Below are 20,919 nucleotides of genomic sequence, written 5' to 3'. Positions count from 1 at the left end.
GCCGCCGTCACCGTGCCCTGCTCGCCCGCCGCCCCCGGGACTGCGTCCGGCCCAGACGGTGACGGCCGGGCACCTCCGGGGCTGAGGTGTCAGTCCGTCAGCGTTCGCTGCAGCGCTCGTAGAAACCCGTCGGTCGTGCCGCGGTCCCGCACCGCCAGCCGGAGCCACTTCTCGTCCAGCCCGGGGAACGTGTCCCCGCGGCGCGCGGCGTAGCCGAGGTCGCGCAGCCGTCGGCGGACCGCGGACGCCCCCTCCACGCGGACCAGGACGAACGGGCCCCGCGCGGGCCCGGCCACCCGCAGCCCGGCCGGGGCGAAGCGGGCGAGGCCCGCCAGCAGGTGCGCGCGGTCCGCCGCGATGCGGTGCGCCGCGTGGGCCGCCTCCGCCAGTGCACGCGGCCCCACGCACGCCTCGGCGGCGGCCAGCGCCGGGGTCGACACCGGCCACAGCGGCTGCGCCCGCTGAAGGTCCTCGACGGTCTCGGGCGCCGCCAGCACGTATCCGATCCGCAGTCCGGCCAGCCCCCACGTCTTGGTCAGGCTGCGCAGGACCACGAGTCCGGGTACGTCGACGCGCCCGGCCAGGGAGTCGTGTTCGCCCGGCACCGCGTCCATGAACGCCTCGTCCACCACCAGCACCCGCCCGGGCCGGGCGAGTGAGGCGATCGCGTCCGCCGGGTGCAGCACCGACGTCGGGTTCGTGGGGTTGCCGATCACCACCAGGTCCGCGTCCTCGGGGACGGCCGCCGGGTCCAGCCGGAAACCGTCCTCCTCCCGCAGCAGCACCCGGCCGACCTGGTGCCCCGCGTCCCGCAGCGCCGCCTCCGGCTCCGTGAACTGGGGGTGGACGACCACCGGCCGCCGCACCTTCAGCGCCCGCGCCAGCAGCACGAACGCCTCCGCCGCACCCGCCGTCAGCAGCACCCGCTCCACCGGCAGTCCGTGCCGGGCGGCCACCGCCGCCCGCGCGGAACGCCCGTCGGGGTAGGCCGCGAGCCCGCCCAGCGACGCGGCGATGTGCTCCCGCAGCCAGGCGGGCGGCGTGTCCGCGCGGACGTTCACGGCGAGGTCGACGAGCGAGCCGCCGTCGTCCCGCACCTCCGCGTCCCCGTGGTGGCGCAGATCGTGCCCGTGCTCAGTGCGCATGCGAGTGAGCGCCGTGGTGGTGGTGCCCGTGCCCGTGGTGGTGGTCGTCGTCGTCCGGGTGGAAGTGCGGCTGTTGCGGCATGCCCACCTTGTCCTCGAAGCCCGGCAGCGCGATGCGGTACACGCACGAGTCGCAGTTCATCCGCAGATCGCCCTTGACGGCCTCCTCGTACCGCTCCCACACCAGGTCGAGCAGCTCGGGCTCCGGCCCGATGACATCGGCCGACAGCACCTCGACCTCGGGGTGCGCGGCGGCCCAGCCCTCCGTCTGGTGCCGCACCCGGTCCGGCAGGATGCCCGTGAACAGGAAGTAGGGCAGGACCACGATCCGGCGGGCGCCAAGGCGCACGCAGCGGTCCAGCCCGCTCGGCACGTCCGGCGCCGCCAGCGACACGAACGCCGTCTCGACGCCGGCGTACCCGCGCCCTTCCCACAGCAGCCGGGCCGCCTTGTGCACCTCGGCGTTGGCGTCCGGGTCCGTGGAGCCGCGGCCCACCAGCAGCACCGTCACGTCGGAACGGTCCCCGGGCGTGCGGCCCGCCGACCCCAGGGCCTCGTCCAGCCGCCGCTCCAGCACGTTCAGCAGCGCCGGGTGCGGGCCGAGCGGACGCCCGTAGGTGTACGAGATGCCCGGGTGCCGCTCCTTCTCGCGGGCCAGGGCCGCCGGGATGTCGCCCTTGGCGTGCCCGGCGGAGACCAGCATCAGCGGGACGGCGGCGAACCGCCGTACGCCCTGCTCCACCAGCCCGGTGACGGCCTCGCCCAGCGGCGGCGGGGACAGCTCGATGAAGCCGCCGGCGACGGGCAGTTCGGGGTGCCGGGCCCCCAGCTGCCGTACGAAGTCGCGGAACGCCTCGGCTCCGGCGTCGTCCCGGGTGCCGTGGCCGGCGATGAGCAGGGCGGGCGGGGTGGTCACAGTTTCTCCTCGGCGGAAGTGGGGTGGTACAGCAGGGCGTTGAGCGCGGCGGCGGCGACCGCCGACCCGCCCTTCTCGGACACGTTGCTCACGGCGGGCAGTCCGCTCTCGCGCAGCGCGGCCTTCGATTCGACGGCTCCGACGAAACCGACGGGCAGTCCGATGACGAGCGCGGGATCGGCGTCGAGGGTCAGCAGCTCCTCCAGCGCGGTCGGCGCGTTGCCGATCACCCACAGGGCGCCCGGGCCGACCTGCTTGTGGGCGAGCCGGATCGCGTGCGCGGACCGGGTCAGCCCTGGACCGGCCTCGGCGTCCCCGAGGCGGCAGACGGTCTCGCGCCGGGTGATGCCGGCGCCGACCATCGCCACGTCCACGACCACGGGAGCCCCGGCGTGCAGCGCCGCGTGCGCCTTCGCCAGGTCGGCCTCGTCCATGACGAGGTCGGTGGCGTAGTCGAGGTCGGCGGCGGAGTGGATGACCCGCTCCACGACCGCCCGGGTCAGCGGCGGGAAGTGCGAGGTGTCCAGCCGGGCCCGCAGCCGCCGGTAGGACTCCTCCTCGATGGGATGGACGACACGGTTCACTCGGAGCCCTCCTGCGCCGACTGCCAGCGGTAGCCGCGCGGGGTCACCATGCGCCCCGCGATGTCCCGGGTCGCCGTGTTGCCCACGGTCACGACCGTCATCATGTCGACCGTCGCCGGATCGAGGGAGCCCAGGGTGGTGAGCCGGCTGGACTCGTCCGGCCGCGAGGCGTTGCGCACCACACCGACCGGCGTCCGCGGTGTCCGGTGCTCGGCGAGGATGCCCAGCGCCTTGGGGAGCTGCCAGTCACGGCCGCGCGAACGGGGGTTGTAGAAGGTGACCACGATGTCCGCCTCGGCCGCCGCCCGCACCCGCCGCTCGATGACCTCCCACGGCGTGTGCAGGTCGGACAGGCTGATCGACACGTGGTCGTGGCCCAGCGGGGCGCCCAGGATCGCACCGGCCGCGAGCGCCGCCGTCACGCCGGGCACACCGACCACGTCGATGTCGTCCGAGGCCTCGGCCAGCGCGGGGGAGGCCATGGCGTAGACGCCCGCGTCCCCGCTGCCGATCAGCGCGACGGCCTGGCCCTTGCGGGCCTCCTCGACGGCCGTGCGCGCCCGCTCCTCCTCGGCGCCGAGCCCCGACTCCAGGATCCGGGTGCCGGGCCGCAGCAGATCACGGATCTGGTCGACGTACTGGTCGAGCCCCACGAGGACGGAAGCCCGCCGCAGTTCGGCCTGCGCACGAGGCGTCAGCAGGTCCCGGGCGCCCGGCCCGAGCCCGACCACCGCGAGCCGCCCGCGCCCCGGACGCCGTACGACGGCACAGGTCGCCATGGCCGGGCTCGCGGCCGACTTCCGCTTGGGGACGAGCAGTTCGCCCCCGCCGACGAGCGCGGCGGCCTCCGCCACCGACGGGGTCCCGACGGCGGCGAGCGGCGCGTCGGACGGGTTGGGCACGTCGACCCCGGCCAGCTCCCCGGCGGAGTACGTCACCAGGGGCACCCCGAGCCGCTGCGCGGCCTCGACGATGCCGGCTTCCTCGGCCTTGGCATCGACGGTGGCCAGCTCCGCGACGGACGCCACAGACAGCCCGGCCTCCCGCAGAGCACCCTCCACCAGCCCGAGGACCTCCTCGGCCGGTGCGCCCTTCGACGCCCCGACCCCCACCACCAGCGTCGGCGGACGCAGCACCACCTCGCGCTCGGCCGCCTCGACGAGCCGGTCGGTCAGCCGGATCGTGTACGACCCCTCCTCCGCCACCGGCAGCGGCGGCAGCGGCCAGGCCACCTCGGCCCGCAGCGCCACGGCCTCACCGTCCAGCAGCGCCCGCGACACCCCGGCGACATCGCCCTCCACGGGCAGGCCGAGGGTGTCCAGGCCCGGCAGGTCCACGGCGTCCGTGGCCGTCGTCACGACCGGCTCGGCGTCCAGCAACGCGCCGACCTCGCGGGCCAGTTCGTTGGCGCCGCCCGCGTGCCCGCCCAGCAGGGACACGGCGAACCGCCCGCCCTCGTCGACGCACACCACGCCCGGGTCCTCGGTCTTGCCGGACAGCAGTGGTGCCACCAGCCGCACCACCGCCCCCGTCGCCAGGAAGCACACGAGCTGCTCGCACTGCGCGAACGCGGCCCGTACGGCGTCCCCCACGGGACCCTCGTACACACGCGTGCGGTCCGGCCACGCCGCGGCCAGCCGGTCCCGCGCAGCCGCTCCCGCCGCGGTGGCGGAAATGAGGCCGATCACTGAGCGACTCCTTCTTCGACAGCTGCCGGGGGCCGGACGCCCCACAGCAGGAAAACGGGATTGGCCGCCGCGAGCCGGGTCACGTCCCCGGGCAGCGGCGCGAGCCGCGACGACTGCAGCAGCACGCCGTCGCAGCGGAAACCGGCGCTCGTCAGGGACGCGCGCGCGGCCGGTACCCGGTCGAGCGCGGCCATGGCGACGACCACGGTGCGCCGGGCACGCCGCGCGCACGCGGCGACCACGGCGGGCAGTTCACGCCCGCCGCCTCCGACGAACACGGCGTCCGGGGCCTCGGCGAGATCCACCAGCGCGTCCGGTGCCACGCCGTGCACCACCCGCACGTCCACACCGTGCGCGGCGGCGTTGGCGCGGATCCGCTCCACGCCGTCCGCGGTCTTCTCCACGGCGGTGACGGCAGCACCGAGCCGCGCGCACTCCACGGCCACGGACCCCGAACCCGCGCCCACGTCCCACACCAGGTCGCCCGGGCGCGGCCCCAGCCGGGCCAGGGCCAGCGCCCGCACCTCGAACTTGGTGATCATCGAGTCCCGGTGGGTGAACTCCGCCTCTTCCAGGGCCCAGCCGGCGGGCCGCTCACCGGGCCCCGCGACCGTCCGTACGGCGCCGAGCGCCCGCTCCTCGTCCAGGCACAGCACCACGTTCACCGCCTTACCCCAGTCCCGGGCGGCGGCCTCGGCGGGCGTCACCCGCTCCACGCGCTCCGCGTCCGAGCCGAGCCCGGACGCGACGACCAGCACCCGCGCCGCGTCCCGCAACGCGGCACCCAGCTCCGCCGGACCCGCACCCGGCCCGGTCAGCACGGCCGTCTTCGCCTGGGCCCGGCACACGTTGACGGCCGTCCGCAGCTCCCGGCCGTGGGCGCTCACCACCACGGCGTCGTCCCAGGGCAGCCCGATCCGCGCGAACGCGGCGGCCACGGACGACACCCCGGGCCGCACGTCCAGCCGCTCCGGCCCGAACCGTTCGGCCAGCACCCGCACGATCCCGAAGAACCCGGGGTCGCCTGAAGCCAGCACCAGAACGGGACGGTCCTTCGCGACGTACTCGCCGATGGTGTCCAGGGCCGGCGCGAGAGGCCCGAGCACGACCCGCTCAGCCGTCTCGGGCAGCCGTACGGCGTCGAGATGCCGCCGCCCGCCCACGACCAGCCCGGCACCGGCGAGGACGTCGTCGCAAGGCGCCGTCCCCGTCCCCGTGCCGAACACGGTGATCACGTACTCGCCCCCCGCTCGCGCAGCGCCCGGCGGGCCTCCGGGTCGGCCTTGCGGTAGCCGTGGAAGTGACCCGGGTGGTACAGGTGCGAGCGCGTGCCGTGCGCGTCGAGCGCCGGGCCGACCAGGAACAGGGTGTGCTTCCAGAGCTTGTGTTCCTTGACCGTCTCCTCCAGCGTGCCGATCGTGCACTTCACGACCAGCTCCTCCGGCCAGGTCGCCTGGTACGCCACCACGACCGGGGTCGTCGTCGGGTAGCCGCCCTCCAGCAGCTCCCGCACGAGCTGCCCGCTGCGGGCGGCGGAGAGGAACACCGCCATGGTGGTGCCGTGCTTGGCGAACTCCCGGACCTCCTCCCCGGGAGGCATGGGCGTCTTGCCGCCGCCGAGCCGGGTGAGCACGACCGACTGGGCGACCTCCGGGATGGTCAGCTCGCGCTGCGCGAGCGCCGCGACGGCCGAGAAGGAGGACACCCCGGGCACGATCTCGGTCGCGATGCCGATCCCGGCACACCGGTCGACCTGCTCCTGCGTGCCGCCCCACAGGGCCGGGTCACCGGAATGGATCCTGGCCACCTTCAGCCCCTCGCCGCGGGCCCGCTCGTACACGGCGACGACGTCCTCCAGGGACATGGTCGCCGAGTCGAGGATCTCCGCGTCCTCACGGGCGTGCTCCAGGACCTCCTCCTGGACCAGGCTGGCCGCCCAGATCACCACGTCGGCCTCGGCGATGGCGCGCGCGGCGCGGAACGTCAGCAGGTCGGCGGCACCGGGACCGGCGCCGACGAAGGTCACTTTGCCGGCGGGGGCGTCGGCCATGGGATGGGTCCTTTCGTGGTTCACGGGTGTCACAACTTGCCGCCGCGTCCGCCGTCGCGCCGCGCGGGCGCGATGAGCGTCGACAGGTACGGCAGGGGGGCGCCGTCCAGCTCGGCCGCGGGGCGGATGGACTCCTCCGGCAGCCCGAGCGCCGACCCCCACACGGCGTCGGCGAGCCGCCCGGTCTCCCGCAGCGCCCCGGCGACCTCGCGTGCCTGCCGCCCGAACTTGTAGGCGACGACGGTCCCGGGCCCGGCCAGGGCCTCCTTGAGCACCGTCGCCCCCGCGGTGACGGGCACGAGCGTCAGCGGCTCGGTGCCCTCGGTCAGCACGGCGCCCGACCGGGCCGCGAGGTCCTGCATGGCGGTGATCCCGGGCACGGTCTCGACGACGGTCCCCGGCACCAGTTCGGCGATGGTCTGCGCGAGGTAGGTGAACGTCGAGTACACGTTGGGATCGCCGATGGTCGCGAAGGCGACGCTGCCGTGGTGCTTCAGCAGCTCGGCGACCCGCCCCCCGGCCGCGTCCCAGGCGGCCTCGCGCCGCCCCCGGTCGCTGCGCTCGTTCAGCGCGAACACGACCCGGAGGACCTTCTCCTCGGGCACGTAGTGCAACACGGTCGCCTCGGCCCGGCCGCGCTCCCCGGTGTCCATCACGGGCACGACGACGACGTCCGCCTCCCGCAGGGCGTTCACCCCCTTGACGGTCACCAGCTCCGGATCCCCGGGCCCCACCCCGACTCCGACCAGCTTGCTGCTCATGACGTCCGGCACCTCTCGACGAACCGACGGGCGACACCGGGCTCGGACGCCCAGTGCGTGTGCAGATAGCTCGCGTGCACACCGCGCTGTACGAAACCTTCGACCCGCGGCCGGGGGGAGCGGACCCCCCAGGCGGGCTCCGCTCCCGAGCCCGGCTCCACCGCGGTCCGGTGGAACTCGTGCCCCCGCATCCGGGTCCCGGCCGCCGCGAGCACACTGTCGCCCACGGCCACGGCGTCCCGGTAGCCCAGGGTGAGCCGTTCGGTCATCCGCGCCCGGGCCTCCAGCACCCCGCACATCGGCAGCCCGTCCAGCTCCCGGCACAGATACAGCAGCCCGGCGCACTCGGCGGCGACGGGAGCACCGCTCTCCGCGAGGGCGGCAACGGCCTTGCGCAGGGGCTCGTTGGCCGACAGCTCGGAGACGTACACCTCGGGAAACCCGCCCCCGATCACCAGCCCGGCGGTCCCCTCGGGCAGTTCCTCGTCCCGCAGCGGATCGAACACCACGACCTCGGCACCGGCGGCGGTGAGGAGTTCGGTGTGCTCGGCGTAGGAGAACGTGAAGGCGGGTCCACCGGCGACGGCGACGACGGGCGGCCGCTGCTCGTCCGACCGCGTCGGGTGGTGGGTGGGCGAGGCGGGGGTCCAGGGGGCGGAGCCCCCTGGTACGGCACCGGCGGTACGCGCCAGTGCCTCCAGCGCCCCCAGGTCGCACCCGTCGGCCACCTGCGCTGCCATCGCCGCGACAGCCTCGACCGCCGCACCCTGCCGTTCGGCAACAGGAACCAGCCCGAGATGCCGAGACGGGGTGGACACCTGCGCCACCCGCCGCAACACCCCCAGCACCGGCACCACCGCCTGCTCCAGCGCCTCCCGCAAGAGCTCCTCGTGCCGGTCCGAGGCGACCTTGTTCAGGATCACGCCCCCGACCCGCACCTCCGGGTCCCAGGAGGCGAACCCGTGCACCAGCGCCGCCACCGACCGCGACTGCGACGACGCGTCCACGACCAGCACCACCGGCGCCCGCAGCAGCTTCGCGACATGAGCGGTCGACGCGAGTTCACCCTCGCCCGCGGCCCCGTCGTACAGCCCCATTACGCCCTCGACGACGGCGATGTCACAGCCCTGTGCCCCGTGCAGGAACAGTGGCCCGACCAGCTCGGGCCCGCACAGGTACGCGTCGAGGTTCCGTCCCGCCCGCCCGGTCGCGAGCGCGTGGTACCCGGGGTCGATGTAGTCCGGCCCGACCTTGTGCGGGGACACGGCGAGCCCACGCGCGGCGAACGCGGCCATCAGCCCCGTGGCGACGGTGGTCTTGCCGCTGCCCGAGGAGGGCGCGGCGATGACCAGCCGAGGGACGGAAGCACTCACCACTCGATGCCCCTCTGGCCCTTCTGGCCCACGTCCATCGGATGCTTGACCTTGGACATGTCGGTCACGAGGTCGGCGAAGTCCACGAGCTTGTCGGGCGCGTTCCGCCCGGTGATGACGACGTGCTGCGTCCCCGGCCGATCCCGCAGCACGGAGATCACCTCGTCCGTGTCCACCCACCCCCAGTGCATCGGGTACGCGAACTCGTCGAGCACGTACAGCTTGTACGTCTCGGCCGCCAGGTCCCGCTTGACCTGCTCCCAGCCCTCGCGGGCCTTCTCCTCGTTGTCCATCTGGGCGTCGCGCTGCACCCAGGACCAGCCCTCGCCCATCTTGTGCCAGTCGACGGACCCGCCCTCGCCGGAGGCGCCGAGCACCCGCAGGGCGTTCTCCTCGCCGACCTTCCACTTCGCCGACTTGACGAACTGGAACACCCCGATCGGCCACCCCTGGTTCCAGGCCCGCAGCGCGAGCCCGAAGGCGGCGGTGGACTTGCCCTTGCCGACGCCCGTGTGCACGACGACCAGCGGCCGGTTCCGGCGCTGCCGGGTCGTCAGCCCGTCGTCCGGCACCACACTCGGCTGTCCCTGCGGCATTACGCGGCCCTCCTCTGCACGTCCTTCACGAGCCCGGCGATGCTGTCCGCGCGCAGCTCGTCCAATGTCACGGCCGTCCCGCCCAGTTCGCCCGCGAGCTGCCCGGCGAGCCCGAGCCGTACCGGACCCGACTCGCAGTCCACGACGACCGAGGCGACCCCGTCGGCCGCGAACAGCCGGGCCGCGCGCCCGGCGAGGGCGACCGGCTCGGGGCCGCCGGTGGCGCGCCCGTCCGTCACCACCACGACCAGCGGCCGCCGCGCGGGATCGCGCAGCCGCTCCACGCGCAGCACGTCGTGCGCGCGCAGCAGCCCCGCGGCGAGCGGTGTCCGCCCGCCGGTGGGCAGCGTCTCCAGCCGGGCCGCGGCCGCGTCCACCGACGAGGTCGGCGGCAGCGCGACGTCCGCGTCCGTGCCGCGGAAGGTCACCAGGCCCACCTTGTCGCGCCGCTGGTAGGCGTCCAGCAGCAGCGACAGCACAGCACCCTTCACGGCGCTCATCCGCTGCCGTGCCGCCATCGACCCGGAGGCGTCCACGACGAACAGCACGAGATTGCCCTCGCGCCCCTCGCGGCTGGCCTGCCGCAGATCGTCCCGGCGCACCACCAGGCCCGGCCCGGACCGTCCGCGCGCCCGCTGGTGCGGCGCCGCGGCCTGCACGGTCGCGGCCAGGTGCAGCTTGGTGAGCGCGCCCCGGGGCCGCCGGGCCCCGGTCGTGCGCCCGTGCTCGGTCCGCGCCCGCGAACGCCGCCCGGCGGCGCCCTCGCCGATGCCGGGCACGCTCAGCACCTTGGTGCGGAACGGCTCGGAAGCCCGTACGGCCGACTGCTCGCCGGCGCCCGACGGCTGCGGCTGCCCGTCCTCACCGGCCTCGGGCCGCGCCGCGGTGTCGTCGCCGCCCTGGGGCGCGTCGTCGGGTTCCGGCTGTCCGCCGCCGCCCCCGCCGGGCCCGTCCGGCCCGGGGTCCGGGTCCGGATCGTCGTCGTCCGAACCGCCGAACTCCTCCAGGGTCTCGTCGAGCTTGTCCTCGTCGAGCCCCGGCGCGTCGAAGGGGTTGCGCCGCCGCCGGTGCGGCAGTGCGAGCAGCGCCGCCTGCCGGACGTCCTCCGCGAGCACGTCCGTACGCCCCGCCCAGGCCGCCAGCGCGGTGGCGGTCCGCGCCATCACGATGTCCGCGCGCATGCCGTCCACCTCGAAGGCCGCACAGGTCGCCGCGATCTGACGCAACGCCCCGTCGCCCAGCCGCACGGACGGCAGCAGCTCCCGCGCGGCCACGATCCGGGCCCGTACGGCGGCCTCCTCCTCGGCCCAGCGCGCGGCGAAGGCGGCCGGGTCGTCGTCGTAGGCCAGCCGCCGCCGGACGACCTCCACCCGCTGGTCGGGCTCCCGGGAGGCCGCGACCTCGACGGTCAGCCCGAACCGGTCGAGCAGCTGCGGCCGCAGCTCGCCCTCCTCGGGGTTCATGGTGCCGACGAGCAGGAAGCGGGCCGCGTGCCGGACGGAGACGCCCTCGCGTTCCACGTACGAGGCGCCCATCGCGGCGGCGTCCAGGAGCAGGTCGACCAGGTGGTCGTGGAGGAGGTTGACCTCGTCGACATAGAGGATCCCGCGGTGCGCGTCGGCCAGCAGGCCCGGCTCGAAGGCCTTCACGCCCTCGGAGAGGGCCCGCTCGATGTCCAGCGCGCCCACGAGCCGGTCCTCGGAGGCGCCGACGGGCAGTTCCACCATGCGCGCGGCCCGGGTCTCGAACGCCCCCGGCTCGTGCGGCCCGTCCGGGCAGCCGGGGTCGGGGGAGCCGGGGTCGCAGGAGAAGCGGCAACCGGAGACGACGTCCAGCGTCGGCATCAGCGCCGACAGCGCCCGCACCGCCGTCGACTTGGCCGTGCCCTTCTCGCCGCGCACCAGCACACCGCCGACCGCCGGGGACACCGCGTTCAGCAGCAGCGCGAGCCGCAGGTCGTCCTGGCCCACGACGGCCGTGAACGGAAAGGGGGTGCTCACTTCTCGTCGCCCTCCAAGTCGCCTTCGAGTTCCAGGTAGGTGGCACGGAGCCGTTCCAGCGTCTCCGCGTCGGGCTCGGCCCACAGTCCGCGGTCGGCGGCCTCCAGCAGCCGCTCGGTGATGCCGCGCAGCGCCCAGGGGTTGGACTTCTTCATGAAGTCCCGGTTCTCCGGGTCGAAGACGTACTCGGCGCTGAGCTTCTCGTACATCCAGTCGTCCACGACACCGGCCGTGGCGTCGTACCCGAACAGGTAGTCCACGGTCGCCGCCATCTCGAAGGCGCCCTTGTAGCCGTGCCGCCGCATCGCCGCCATCCAGCGCGGGTTGACCACCCGGGCGCGGAAGACGCGGTGCGTCTCCTCGCCGAGCGTGCGGGTCTTCACCTGGTCCGGGGTGGCCGAGTCGCCGACGTAGGCCTCGGGGCTCGCGCCCGTCAGGTGCCGCACCATGGCCACCATGCCGCCGTGGTACTGGAAGTAGTCGTCGGCGTCGACCAGGTCGTGCTCACGGGTGTCGACGTTCTTCGCGGCGACGGCGATCCGCTTGAACGCCGTCTCCATGTCCCCGCGCGCGGCCCGCCCGTCGAGGCCCCGGCCGTAGGCGTAGCCGCCCCACACCGCGTACACCTCGGCGAGGTCCGCGTCGGAGCGCCAGTTGCGGGCGTCGATCAGCGGCAGCAGACCCGCCCCGTACGCGCCCGGCTTGGATCCGAAGATGCGGGCCGTGGCGCGGCGGCGGTCGCCGTGCTCGGCGGTGTCCTGGTCGGCGTGGGCCCGGACGTAGTTGGACTCCGCCGGCTCCTCCAGCTCGGCCACCGTGCGCACGGCGTCATCGATCAGACCCACCACGTGCGGGAACGCGTCCCGGAAGAACCCCGAGATGCGGACCGTCACGTCGATGCGCGGCCGGCCGAGCTCCGCCGGGGGGATCACCTCGAACCCGGTCACGCGCCGCGAGGCGTCGTCCCACACCGGCCGGCAGCCCAGCAGCGCCAGGATCTCGGCGATGTCGTCACCTTGGGTGCGCATCGCCGAGGTGCCCCACACCGTGAGCCCGACGGACTTCGGGTACTCACCGGTGTCCTGCAGGTACCGCTGCACCAGCGAGTCCGCGAGCGACTGCCCGACCTCCCAGCTCAGCCGGGACGGAATGGCCTTCGGGTCGACGGAGTAGAAGTTCCGGCCCGTCGGCAGGACGTTGACGAGCCCGCGGGTCGGCGAGCCGGACGGACCGGCCGGGACGTAGCCGCCGTTCAGCGCCCGCAGGATGTGCCCGATCTCGTCGGTGGTCTTCTCCAGCCGGGGCACGACCTCGGTGCAGGCGAACTCCAGCACGGCGACCGCGTCGGGCAGTTCGGTGCCGAGGACCTCCCGGACCAGGGGCGCGCTGTCGGCGACCGCCCAGCCGCGCTCCTCCATGCCCTCCGCGATCCGCCGGCACAGCTGCTCCAGCAGGTCGATCGCGTCGGCGGCGCTGCGCGAGGGGCCGTCCACCAGGTCCGTCAGCTCGACGGGCACCTTCACCGGGGCGCCCGGCTCGGCCAGCAGCTCCTTCTCCACCAGCCCGAAGTGCTGCGCCAGCGACGCCCTGAGCCCGGGCAGCGCGTTGGCCTGCCCGCCCCACACCTGCGAGGCGCGCAGCACGGCCAGCACGAGGTTGACGCGTGGCTCGCCGACCGGCCCGCCGCCCAGGATGTGCAGGCCGTCGCGGATCTGCACGTCCTTGATCTCGCACAGGTAGCCGTCGATGTGCATGACGAACTCGTCGAACTCCGCGTCGTCCGGCTGTTCGTCGACGTGCAGGTCGTGATGGAGTTCGGCGGCCTTGACCAGCGTCCAGATCTGGGCGCGCACGGTCGGGGCCTTCGCCGGGTCCAGGTCGGAGACGAGCGCGTACTCGTCGAGGAGCTGCTCCAGCTTGGCCAGGTCGCCGTAGGTGTCGGCGCGGGCCATCGGCGGCACGAGGTGGTCGACGACCGTGGCGTGCCCGCGCCGCTTGGCCTGGGTGCCCTCGCCCGGGTCGTTGACGATGAACGGGTAGACCAGCGGCAGGTCCCCGAGGACCGCGTCCGGCGCGCAGCCCCCGCTGAGCCCGAGCCCCTTGCCCGGCAGCCACTCCATGGTGCCGTGCTTGCCCATGTGCACGATGGCGTCGGCGCCGAAACTGTTCTCCAGCCAGCGGTAGGCCGCCATGTAGTGGTGAGACGGCGGCATGTCGGGGTCGTGGTAGATCGCGATCGGGTTCTCGCCGAAGCCGCGCGGCGGCTGGATCATCACGACGACGTTCCCGAACTGGAGCGACGCCAGCACGATGTCGTCGCCGTCGACGTAGAGGCTGCCGGGCGGCTCGCCCCACGCCTCGGTCATGGCGTCCTTCAGCTCCGGGTCGAGCTTCTCGAACCACGCCCGGTAGTCCGCCAGCGGCACCCGCGCGGGCGCGGCGGCCAGCTGCTCCTCCGTCAGCCACTCCACGTCGTGCCCACCGGCGTTGATGAGCCGGTGGATCAGCTCGTCACCCTCGTCCGGATGCCCCTCGACGACGTACCCGGCGTCCCGCAGCGCGTCCAGCACCCGCACCGCCGAGGCCGGGGTGTCGAGCCCGACCGCGTTGCCGACCCGGGAGTGCTTGGTCGGGTAGGCGGTGAAGACCAGCGCGAGCTTCTTCTCGGCGTTGTCCTTGTGCTTCAGCCTGGCGTGCCGTACGGCGATTCCGGCGACGCGTGCGGCCCGCTCCGGGTCGGCGACGTACACCGGAACGTCGTCCGGTCCCTGCTCCTTGAAGGAGAACGGCACGGTGATCAGCCGCCCGTCGAACTCCGGGATGGCCACCTGCATCGCGGCGTCCATGGGGGAGAGGGCGGCGTCCGAGTCCGCCCAGGCCTGCCGCGACGACGTCAGGCACAGGCCCTGCAGCACGGGGATGTCCAGCTCGGCGAGGGCGCCGATGTCCCAGGCCTCCTCGTCACCGCCCGCCGAGGCCTGCGAGGCGTGCGTACCGCCGGCGGCGAGGACGGTGGCGACGAGGGCGTCGGCCTGCGCGAGAATCTCGTACAGGCCCTCGTCCGCCCCGCGCAGCGAACCGCAGTACACGGGCAGCGCGTTGGCGCCCCGGGCCTCGATCGCGTCGCACAGGGTGTCCACGAAGCCGGTGTTGCCGCTCAGTTCGTGGGCCCGGTAGAAGAGCACGCCGATGGTCGGACGGCCCTCCACCCGGGCGCGCTCGCCGTGGACGCCGTACTCGGGCATCTTCCGCGGCTCGACGAACCCCTCGCCCGTCAGCAGCACGGTGTCCGAGAGGAACCGGGCGAGTTCGGTGAGGTTGTCCGGGCCGCCCTCCACGAGGTACTTCAGCGCCTCGGCCACGACACCGGCCGGGACGGACGACTCGGCCATCAGCTCCGCGTCCGGCACGGCCTCGCCGCCCAGCAGCACGGTCGGGATGCCGGAGGCCTTCAGCGCGGCGAGCCCGTCCTCCCAGGCCCGCTTGCCGCCGAGCAGCCGGACGACGGCGACGGACGCCCCGTCCAGCAGGGCCGGCAGCTCCTCCCGGACGTCCACGCGGGTCGGGTTGCCGATCCGGTAGTCGGCACCGGAGGCGGCCCGGGCCGCCAGCAGGTCCGTGTCGGCGGTCGACAACAACAACACAGTGCTCATGCGGGCGCTCCCGGTGGAATGAAGGGCAGTCCTTGCGGCGCGCCGGACTCGATGAGCCGCCACAGCGCGTCGGTGTCCGCGTGCTGTTCGATCAGGTCGCCGAGCCGGTCGAGCTGCTCCTCGCGCAGCGCGGCGAACGAGGTGTCCGGCGCGGGGACGAAGCGGCGGCCCGCGGCGGCCGCCACCTCGCGCAGGAAGGCCCGCCGGAAGCCGTCCGACTCCAGCGAACCGTGCCAGTGTGTGCCCCAGGTCTGGCCGACCCGGCAGCCGTCAAGGAAGGGTTGTCCGCCGATGACGTCGGCGACCCCGTGGTGGATCTCGTAGCCCTCGACACGCTCCCCGAGAGCCTCGCCCCGCGGCCGGGTGAGGGTCTTCTCGCGGGCGAACCGCACCCGCACGGGCAGGATCCCGAGCCCGTCGACGTGGCCCCTGCGGCTCTCCACGTCGTCCTCGATGTGCTCGCCGAGGATCTGGAAGCCGCCGCAGATGCCGAGCACGGGCCGCTGCTCGGCCGCCCTGCGGACCAGGGCCCCGGCCAGGCCCCGCTCGCGCAGCCACTCCAGCGCGCGGACCGTCCCGCGGGTGCCGGGCACGATGACGAGGTCGGCGTCGGACAGCTCCTCGGGCCGGTCCACGAACCGCACCACGACGCCGGGTTCGGCGGCCAGCGCGTCCACGTCGGTGAAGTTGGACATCAGCGGCACGGCACAGACCGCGACGCGCAGTACGTCCCCACCGACCGGCGGGGCGACCACGGACTCCCGTACGGCTCCCCGCAGGGAGACCCGCAGTCCGTCCTCCTCGTCGATCCCGAGCCCGTGCCGGAACGGCAGCACGCCGTACGTCTTGCGTCCCGTGAGCCCGTGCAGCATGTCCAGTCCCGGCTCCAGCAGGGAGACGTCCCCGCGGAACTTGTTGACGAGGAACCCGGCGACACACGCCTGGTCCTCGGGCGACAGCAGCGCCACCGTCCCGAAGAACGAGGCGAACACGCCGCCCCGGTCGATGTCGCCGACGACGAGCACGGGCAGCCCGGCGTTCCGGGCGATCCCCATGTTCACGATGTCCGTCCGCCGCAGATTGATCTCGGCGGGAGAACCGGCCCCCTCACAGATCACCGCGTCATACGTGCCCCGCAACTGCTCCAGGCAGTCCAGCACCGTCCCGAGCAACTGCTGCTGCCGCCCGCCGTGGTAGCCGCGCGCGCTCAGCTCCCCGACCGGCTTGCCGAGCAGCACGACCTGACTGCTCTGCTCGCCACCGGGCTTGAGCAGCACGGGGTTCATCAGCGCGGTCGGCTCGATGCGGCAGGCCTGCGCCTGCATGGCCTGCGCCCGCCCGATCTCGGCCCCCTCCGTCGTCACGAAGGAGTTCAGGGACATGTTCTGCGCCTTGAAGGGCGCGACCTTCACGCCCTGCCGCACCAGCCACCGGCAGATCCCGGCGGTCACGACGCTCTTGCCGGCGTCGCTGGTCGTCCCGGCGACGAGAAGCCCACCGCTCATGTCATTTCCCCCTCTTCGGCAACCGCGCACCCTTGAGCATCCGCGCGCCCGCGCACACCCCGAGCGCGAGCCAGGTCACGCGCTTCGACAGCCGCACGGCCCGTTCGACGTCGTGCGTACCGACGGCACGCCCCTGCGTGTTCAGCACGGGCCGGTGCTCCACCCGCCCGCCGTACGAGAGCGTCCCGCCGAGACGCACCCCGAGCGCCCCGGCGAACGAGGCCTCCACGGGCCCGGCGTTGGGACTCGGATGCTGCGCCGCATCCGCCCGCCAGGCCCGCACGGCCCCCCGCGGATCCGGCCCGGCCAGGACGGCGAGGACCGCGGTCAGCCGCGCTCCCGGCCACCCCGCGACGTCGTCCAGCCGCGCGGAGGCCCAGCCGTACCGGCGGTAGCGGGCCGACCTGTGCCCGACCATGGCGTCCAGGGTGTTGACGGCCCGGAACCCGAGCAGCCCCGGCACCCCGCCGACGGCCCCCCACACCAGCGCCCCGACCACCGCGTCGGAGGTGTTCTCGGCGACGGACTCGACCACGGCCCGGGCCATGCCGTCGGCGTCGAGGGCCTGGGGGTCCCGCCCGCACAGATGCGGCAGCCGGGCCCGGGCCGCCTCGACGTCACCGGCCTCCAGGGCACGCCCGATGGTCCGCGCCTCCCGGGCGAGCGAAGTCCCCCCGACGACGGCCCAGGTGGCGGCGCCGGTCAGCGCGACGGAGGCGACGGGGGACGTCCGCACGGCACGCGCGGCGACGGACCCGAGGGCGACGGCCCCTCCGGCACACACGGCGGTGTGCAGCGCGCCCCACCCGCGGTGGTCCCGCCACAGCACCCGTTCCACGGCACCCGCGGCCCGTCCGAACGCGGCGACCGGATGCCCCCGGCGAGGATCACCGAGCAGCAGGTCACCGATCAGACCGGCGGCGGCACCGTACGCGAAGACGCGACCGGCACCCATGGGCTCAGCCGGCCAGGAGGGCAGGCGGGGGTGGGGTGTTGAAGCTCGATCGGCAGCCGCGCATGGCGATATGTGTCCTCACTCAGGGTGTCCACGCCCTGGTTCGACGAGACCGGCGGTGAGAGTTCCTGGCTCCCGGGGATTGCTACCCCGGTGACAGTGGCGGGACCGCGCCGGACTTGCACCGGCTTCCTCTCCTGCCGCCGTACTGGCCCCGGCAGTCCACCACGGCCGCGAACCGCCGTCAACTTGCCGTTGACCTGCGAGGGGAGAGTGTGGAGAACCCCACACCGCCCCCTGGGTACACACGACGACCGGGCGGCACAGGACCAAGTCCCGTGCCGCCCGGCGGACGATGTGCGGTCGGGCCGTCAGGCCACGATCAGGTAGATGCCGTACCCGACGGCCGCCGCGCACGCCGCGAAACACGCGTACGCGCCGGTGACGGCGAGGCCCGCGGACCCGCCCTGGGCCACCGCCCGCTCGCGGCGGGACAGACCGGTGATGCCGAGGGTGAACAGGCCCACGAGAGCCACGGTGACCACGAGGCTGACGCCGAACACGGAGCCGAGGGCCGCCCAGTCGATCTTCATATCGGAGACTCTTCCTTGTTGCCGGTGGGCGGGGTCAGACCGTGGTGGTCGTGGAGGGCGTCCGCTCGGCGGTGGCCTGGGCGGGGAACGACGGCACCTGCTCCTCCGCCGGCGTGCCGGCCGGCGGCGGCGTCACGGCGGCCATCGCCGTGGTGACCACGCCCGCGGGCTCCGCGTCGTCGGTGTCGTTGACGTTGGTGTGGTCGACGATCTCCCGCCGCGACACCTTCCAGATGGCCGCGCTGGAGGCGACGAGGAAGACGGCCACCACCGCGGTGCCCCAGGCGCCGAAGCCGGTGACGTATTCGGCGACAGCGCCCACCAGGGCCGCCGCCGGCAGCGTCAGACCCCAGGCGACGAACATCCGCGTCGCGGTCGACCAGCGGACGACACCGCCCTTGCGGCCGAGCCCCGCGCCCATCACGGCGCCGGAGACGGAGTGCGTCGTGGAGAGGGAGAAACCGAGGTGCGAGGACGCCAGGATGACCGTGGCCGCGGAGGTCTGGGCGGCGAAGCCCTGCTGCGGCTGGAGGTCGGTCAGGCCCTTGCCCATGGTGCGGATGATGCGCCAGCCGCCCAGGTAGGTGCCGAGCGCGATCGCGATGCCCGCGGAGAGGATGACCCACATGGGCGGGTCGGAGTCGGGGGCGAGGGTGCCGCCGGCGACCAGGGCGAGGGTGATGATGCCCATCGTCTTCTGCGCGTCGTTGGTGCCGTGCGCCAGGGAGACCAGGCCCGCCGACGCGATCTGGCCGGCCCGGTAGCCCTTCCGGGACGCCTCGCCGTCGGCCTTCTTGCCGAGGGAGTACGTCAGCCGTGTGGCCAGCATCGCCGCGATGCCCGCGACCAGCGGGGCGGCGATCGCCGGGATCAGGACCTTGGTGACCAGCACGTCGCCGTGCACCGCGCCGACGCCCGCCGAGGCGATCGTGGCGCCGATCAGACCGCCCATGAGAGCGTGCGAGGAGCTGGACGGCAGACCGACCAGCCACGTCAGCAGGTTCCAGAGGATCGCGCCGACCAGGGCGGCGAAGATGACCTCGGGCCGGATGCCGGCCTCGTCGACGAGGCCCTTGGAGATCGTGTTGGCGACTTCCACGGAGAGGAAGGCGCCGACCAGGTTGAGGACCGCGGACATGGCCACCGCAACCTTGGGCTTCATGGCGCCCGTGGAAATGGTTGTGGCCATCGCGTTCGCGGTGTCGTGGAAACCGTTCGTGAAATCGAACGCGAGTGCGGTTACTACCACAATCGCGAGGATCAGCGAGAAGCTTTCCATTTACCCAGGCAATCGTTCGAGGTCATTGGCTGGACGACCGTAGGCAACCTGAGTGAACGGAAGATGAACTGGGAGGGGCGCAGGGGTGACCGCACAGGGGGGTCGGGGCAACGCCCCGGGACGGCCGCCCCTACGCCCGTCGGCTAGGCGCCCCGCGCGAACCGCTTCAGCCGATCGAGTGACCCGTTGAAGAGGTTCTGGTCACCCGGGAGGGTTCCGCCGCCGTTGTCGTACTGCCAGAAGGTCCAGGAGGACCAGCCGGCCGGCAGCGCCCCGGGGCCGGTGGCGTCGTAGCGGGCGATCCACAGGGCGTGGCCGGCGGCGAGGGTGCGGCTGCCACCCGTGCAGGTGTTCCACCAGTGGGTGGTCGTGTAGATCACCGGGCGGCGGCCGGTGAGCCGCTTGGTCTCGTCGCTGAACGCCTTGATCCAGCTGACCATTCCCGCCCTGGTCAGGCCGTAGCACCTGCGCTTCTCGTCGTACGGGTTGTATTCGATGTCGAGCGCGGGCGGCAGCGTCCAGCCGTCCGCCGTCCAGCTGCCGCCGTTGCGCACGAAGTGCGCCGCCTGTGCCCGGCCGGAGGACCGGTCCGGCAAGGCGAAGTGGTAGGCGCCGCGCACCAGGCCCGCCGCGCGCGAACCGTCGTACTGCCGGGCGAAGTAGGGGTTGCGGTACGTGGTGGACTCGGTCGCCTTGACGTAGACGAACCGGGCGCCCTTCGTCCTGGCGCCGGGCCAGTCGACGTTCCTCTGGTGGGACGAGACGTCGTGCCCCTTCGGGCGGCTCGCCGCCGAGGCCGGAACCTCGGCGAGCGCGGCCCCGCCCAGGGTGAGTGCGGCCGCGGATGCCGCCAGTAAGCGGCCGCGGTGTCGGGTCGGTGTGCGGTCACGGGCCATGCGATTCCCCCCGGAATGACGATGTGTAAGGCAAAACTCACGGAGCGTACCGGAAGATCGTCGAATGCCCGGAGACCTTCGGTAAGTGCCCCCGCCCGGCGGCGCATTGAGCCCTTGCCTGGCAGGATCGCGGCATGGCTGAGCAGCGAGGCGACGAGCCGGGCACGGCGGACGCACGAGAGGGCGGACGGGACGCGGGGGAGCCGCGGCGCAGGAGCGCGCGCCCCGAGGAGACGCGCGCCTGGGAGGACCTCGTCGCGGCGGCCCGCCGCACTGTCGCGGACGGACTCGTCGTCGGCACGTCCGGCAACGTCTCCGTACGCGTCGGCGAAACCGTCCTGGTCACGCCGTCGGGCGTGCCCTATGACCGGCTGACCCCGGACGACGTGACCGGCGTCGGCCTCGACGGCCGGCAGGTCCTCGGCACCCTCGTCCCCACCAGCGAGCTGCCCATGCACCTCGCGGTCTACCGCACGACCGACGCGCGGGCCGTCGTCCACACCCACGCCGTCCACGCGACGGCCGTCTCGACCCTCGTGAGCGAGCTCCCGCTGATCCACTACATGGCCGCGGCGCTCGGCGGACCCGTCCGGGTCGCCCCGTACGCCACCTACGGCACCGACGAGTTGGCCGAGAACATGCTCCGCGCCCTCGTCGGCCGCTCCGGCTGCCTCCTCCGGAACCACGGCACCGTCACCCACGGCACCACTCTCGCCCAGGCCTACGACCGCACCGCGCAGCTGGAGTGGATGTGCCGCCTGTGGCTGACCGCCGCCTCGGTGCCCGGCCATGCCCCGAGCCTGCTGTCCCGGGAGCAGCTGACCGAGGTGGAGGAACGCCTGCGCGATTACGGCCAGCGAGGCTGAGCCCTCCCGGCCGCCGCGGACGTCACCCCGCCGCTGCCTCCCACTGGTCGCCCGCGGAA

17 protein-coding genes and 1 riboswitch are annotated in these 20,919 nt (G+C 73.9%); of the genes, 1 reads left to right on the top strand and 16 read right to left on the bottom strand.

Translation table 11 applies throughout. The features are described from left to right. Positions 1 to 89: 89 nt before the first annotated feature. The 16 genes from cobC to HNR57_RS27055 all read right to left on the bottom strand — a co-directional run bounded on the left by cobC (position 90) and on the right by HNR57_RS27055 (position 19,994). Complete coding sequence (gene cobC, locus HNR57_RS27130; RefSeq protein WP_184563847.1) at positions 90 to 1,145, bottom strand: Rv2231c family histidinol phosphate aminotransferase CobC; 1,056 nt, start codon at positions 1,143 to 1,145, stop codon at positions 90 to 92. After that, positions 1,135 to 2,061: a sirohydrochlorin chelatase gene (locus HNR57_RS27125; RefSeq protein ID WP_184563845.1), complete on the bottom strand. Its 927-nt coding sequence runs from the start codon at positions 2,059 to 2,061 to the stop codon at positions 1,135 to 1,137. The genes cobC and HNR57_RS27125 overlap by 11 nt, the downstream gene beginning before the upstream one ends. Then, complete coding sequence (locus HNR57_RS27120; protein ID WP_184563843.1) at positions 2,058 to 2,645, bottom strand: precorrin-8X methylmutase; 588 nt, start codon at positions 2,643 to 2,645, stop codon at positions 2,058 to 2,060. The genes HNR57_RS27125 and HNR57_RS27120 overlap by 4 nt, the downstream gene beginning before the upstream one ends. Beyond that, positions 2,642 to 4,333: a precorrin-3B C(17)-methyltransferase gene (gene cobJ / locus HNR57_RS27115; RefSeq protein ID WP_184563841.1), complete on the bottom strand. Its 1,692-nt coding sequence runs from the start codon at positions 4,331 to 4,333 to the stop codon at positions 2,642 to 2,644. Before cobJ ends, HNR57_RS27120 begins: the two co-directional genes overlap by 4 nt. Further along, positions 4,330 to 5,568, bottom strand: a complete 1,239-nt coding sequence (cbiE, locus tag HNR57_RS27110; protein WP_184563839.1) for a precorrin-6y C5,15-methyltransferase (decarboxylating) subunit CbiE — start codon at positions 5,566 to 5,568, stop codon at positions 4,330 to 4,332. The genes cobJ and cbiE overlap by 4 nt, the downstream gene beginning before the upstream one ends. Next, complete coding sequence (gene cobM, locus HNR57_RS27105) at positions 5,565 to 6,383, bottom strand: precorrin-4 C(11)-methyltransferase (protein ID WP_184563837.1); 819 nt, start codon at positions 6,381 to 6,383, stop codon at positions 5,565 to 5,567. Before cobM ends, cbiE begins: the two co-directional genes overlap by 4 nt. Before the next feature lie 29 nt (positions 6,384 to 6,412). Beyond that, complete coding sequence (gene cobI, locus HNR57_RS27100; RefSeq protein WP_184563835.1) at positions 6,413 to 7,144, bottom strand: precorrin-2 C(20)-methyltransferase; 732 nt, start codon at positions 7,142 to 7,144, stop codon at positions 6,413 to 6,415. Beyond that, entirely contained in the window at positions 7,141 to 8,517 is a 1,377-nt protein-coding gene (locus HNR57_RS27095; RefSeq protein WP_184563833.1) for a cobyrinic acid a,c-diamide synthase CobB, read from the bottom strand. Before HNR57_RS27095 ends, cobI begins: the two co-directional genes overlap by 4 nt. Continuing rightward, positions 8,514 to 9,113 (bottom strand): cob(I)yrinic acid a,c-diamide adenosyltransferase, encoded by a 600-nt coding sequence (gene cobO / locus HNR57_RS27090; RefSeq protein ID WP_184563831.1) that lies wholly within the window; start codon positions 9,111 to 9,113, stop codon positions 8,514 to 8,516. Before cobO ends, HNR57_RS27095 begins: the two co-directional genes overlap by 4 nt. Next, the gene (locus HNR57_RS27085; RefSeq protein WP_184563829.1) at positions 9,113 to 11,113 is read right to left on the bottom strand and encodes a putative cobaltochelatase; all 2,001 of its coding nucleotides are present in this window, start codon (positions 11,111 to 11,113) and stop codon (positions 9,113 to 9,115) included. Before HNR57_RS27085 ends, cobO begins: the two co-directional genes overlap by 1 nt. Further along, positions 11,110 to 14,766 carry a cobaltochelatase subunit CobN gene (gene cobN, locus HNR57_RS27080; protein ID WP_184563827.1) on the bottom strand — a complete coding sequence of 1,219 codons (3,657 nt, stop codon included), beginning with the start codon at positions 14,764 to 14,766 and terminating at the stop codon, positions 11,110 to 11,112. Before cobN ends, HNR57_RS27085 begins: the two co-directional genes overlap by 4 nt. Then, the gene (locus tag HNR57_RS27075) at positions 14,763 to 16,271 is read right to left on the bottom strand and encodes a cobyric acid synthase (protein ID WP_184563825.1); all 1,509 of its coding nucleotides are present in this window, start codon (positions 16,269 to 16,271) and stop codon (positions 14,763 to 14,765) included. Before HNR57_RS27075 ends, cobN begins: the two co-directional genes overlap by 4 nt. Before the next feature lies 1 nt (position 16,272). Continuing rightward, positions 16,273 to 17,226 carry a cobalamin biosynthesis protein gene (locus tag HNR57_RS27070; protein ID WP_184563822.1) on the bottom strand — a complete coding sequence of 318 codons (954 nt, stop codon included), beginning with the start codon at positions 17,224 to 17,226 and terminating at the stop codon, positions 16,273 to 16,275. A 103-nt stretch (positions 17,227 to 17,329) separates the two neighbouring features. Then, positions 17,330 to 17,468, bottom strand: a riboswitch (cobalamin riboswitch). Between the two features lie 129 nt (positions 17,469 to 17,597). Next, complete coding sequence (locus HNR57_RS27065) at positions 17,598 to 17,819, bottom strand: hypothetical protein (protein ID WP_059422310.1); 222 nt, start codon at positions 17,817 to 17,819, stop codon at positions 17,598 to 17,600. A gap of 34 nt (positions 17,820 to 17,853) precedes the next feature. Beyond that, positions 17,854 to 19,098, bottom strand: a complete 1,245-nt coding sequence (locus tag HNR57_RS27060) for an inorganic phosphate transporter (RefSeq protein ID WP_184563820.1) — start codon at positions 19,096 to 19,098, stop codon at positions 17,854 to 17,856. A 143-nt stretch (positions 19,099 to 19,241) separates the two neighbouring features. Then, positions 19,242 to 19,994 (bottom strand): lysozyme, encoded by a 753-nt coding sequence (locus HNR57_RS27055; protein WP_184563818.1) that lies wholly within the window; start codon positions 19,992 to 19,994, stop codon positions 19,242 to 19,244. Between the two features lie 134 nt (positions 19,995 to 20,128). Between HNR57_RS27055 and HNR57_RS27050 the strand changes: the two genes are divergently transcribed. Further along, on the top strand, positions 20,129 to 20,860 hold the full coding sequence (locus tag HNR57_RS27050) for a class II aldolase/adducin family protein (protein WP_184563816.1): 732 nt from the start codon (positions 20,129 to 20,131) through the stop codon (positions 20,858 to 20,860). The last annotated feature ends 59 nt before the right edge of the window (positions 20,861 to 20,919 follow it).

The organism is Streptomyces paradoxus (genome assembly GCF_014202475.1).
Taxonomy (GTDB): domain Bacteria; phylum Actinomycetota; class Actinomycetes; order Streptomycetales; family Streptomycetaceae; genus Streptomyces; species Streptomyces paradoxus.
This window is presented reverse-complemented; position numbering and strand designations above follow the sequence as displayed.

Coding starts and splice junctions, on each gene's coding strand:
- cobC (WP_184563847.1), bottom strand. CDS start 1,145: ATGCGCACTGAGCACGGGCACGATCTGCGCCACCACGGGGACGCGGAG.
- cobM (WP_184563837.1), bottom strand. CDS start 6,383: ATGGCCGACGCCCCCGCCGGCAAAGTGACCTTCGTCGGCGCCGGTCCC.
- cobI (WP_184563835.1), bottom strand. CDS start 7,144: ATGAGCAGCAAGCTGGTCGGAGTCGGGGTGGGGCCCGGGGATCCGGAG.
- cobO (WP_184563831.1), bottom strand. CDS start 9,113: ATGCCGCAGGGACAGCCGAGTGTGGTGCCGGACGACGGGCTGACGACC.
- cobN (WP_184563827.1), bottom strand. CDS start 14,766: ATGAGCACTGTGTTGTTGTTGTCGACCGCCGACACGGACCTGCTGGCG.
- HNR57_RS27075 (WP_184563825.1), bottom strand. CDS start 16,271: ATGAGCGGTGGGCTTCTCGTCGCCGGGACGACCAGCGACGCCGGCAAG.
- HNR57_RS27070 (WP_184563822.1), bottom strand. CDS start 17,226: ATGGGTGCCGGTCGCGTCTTCGCGTACGGTGCCGCCGCCGGTCTGATC.
- HNR57_RS27065 (WP_059422310.1), bottom strand. CDS start 17,819: ATGAAGATCGACTGGGCGGCCCTCGGCTCCGTGTTCGGCGTCAGCCTC.
- HNR57_RS27060 (WP_184563820.1), bottom strand. CDS start 19,098: ATGGAAAGCTTCTCGCTGATCCTCGCGATTGTGGTAGTAACCGCACTC.
- HNR57_RS27055 (WP_184563818.1), bottom strand. CDS start 19,994: ATGGCCCGTGACCGCACACCGACCCGACACCGCGGCCGCTTACTGGCG.
- HNR57_RS27050 (WP_184563816.1), top strand. CDS start 20,129: ATGGCTGAGCAGCGAGGCGACGAGCCGGGCACGGCGGACGCACGAGAG.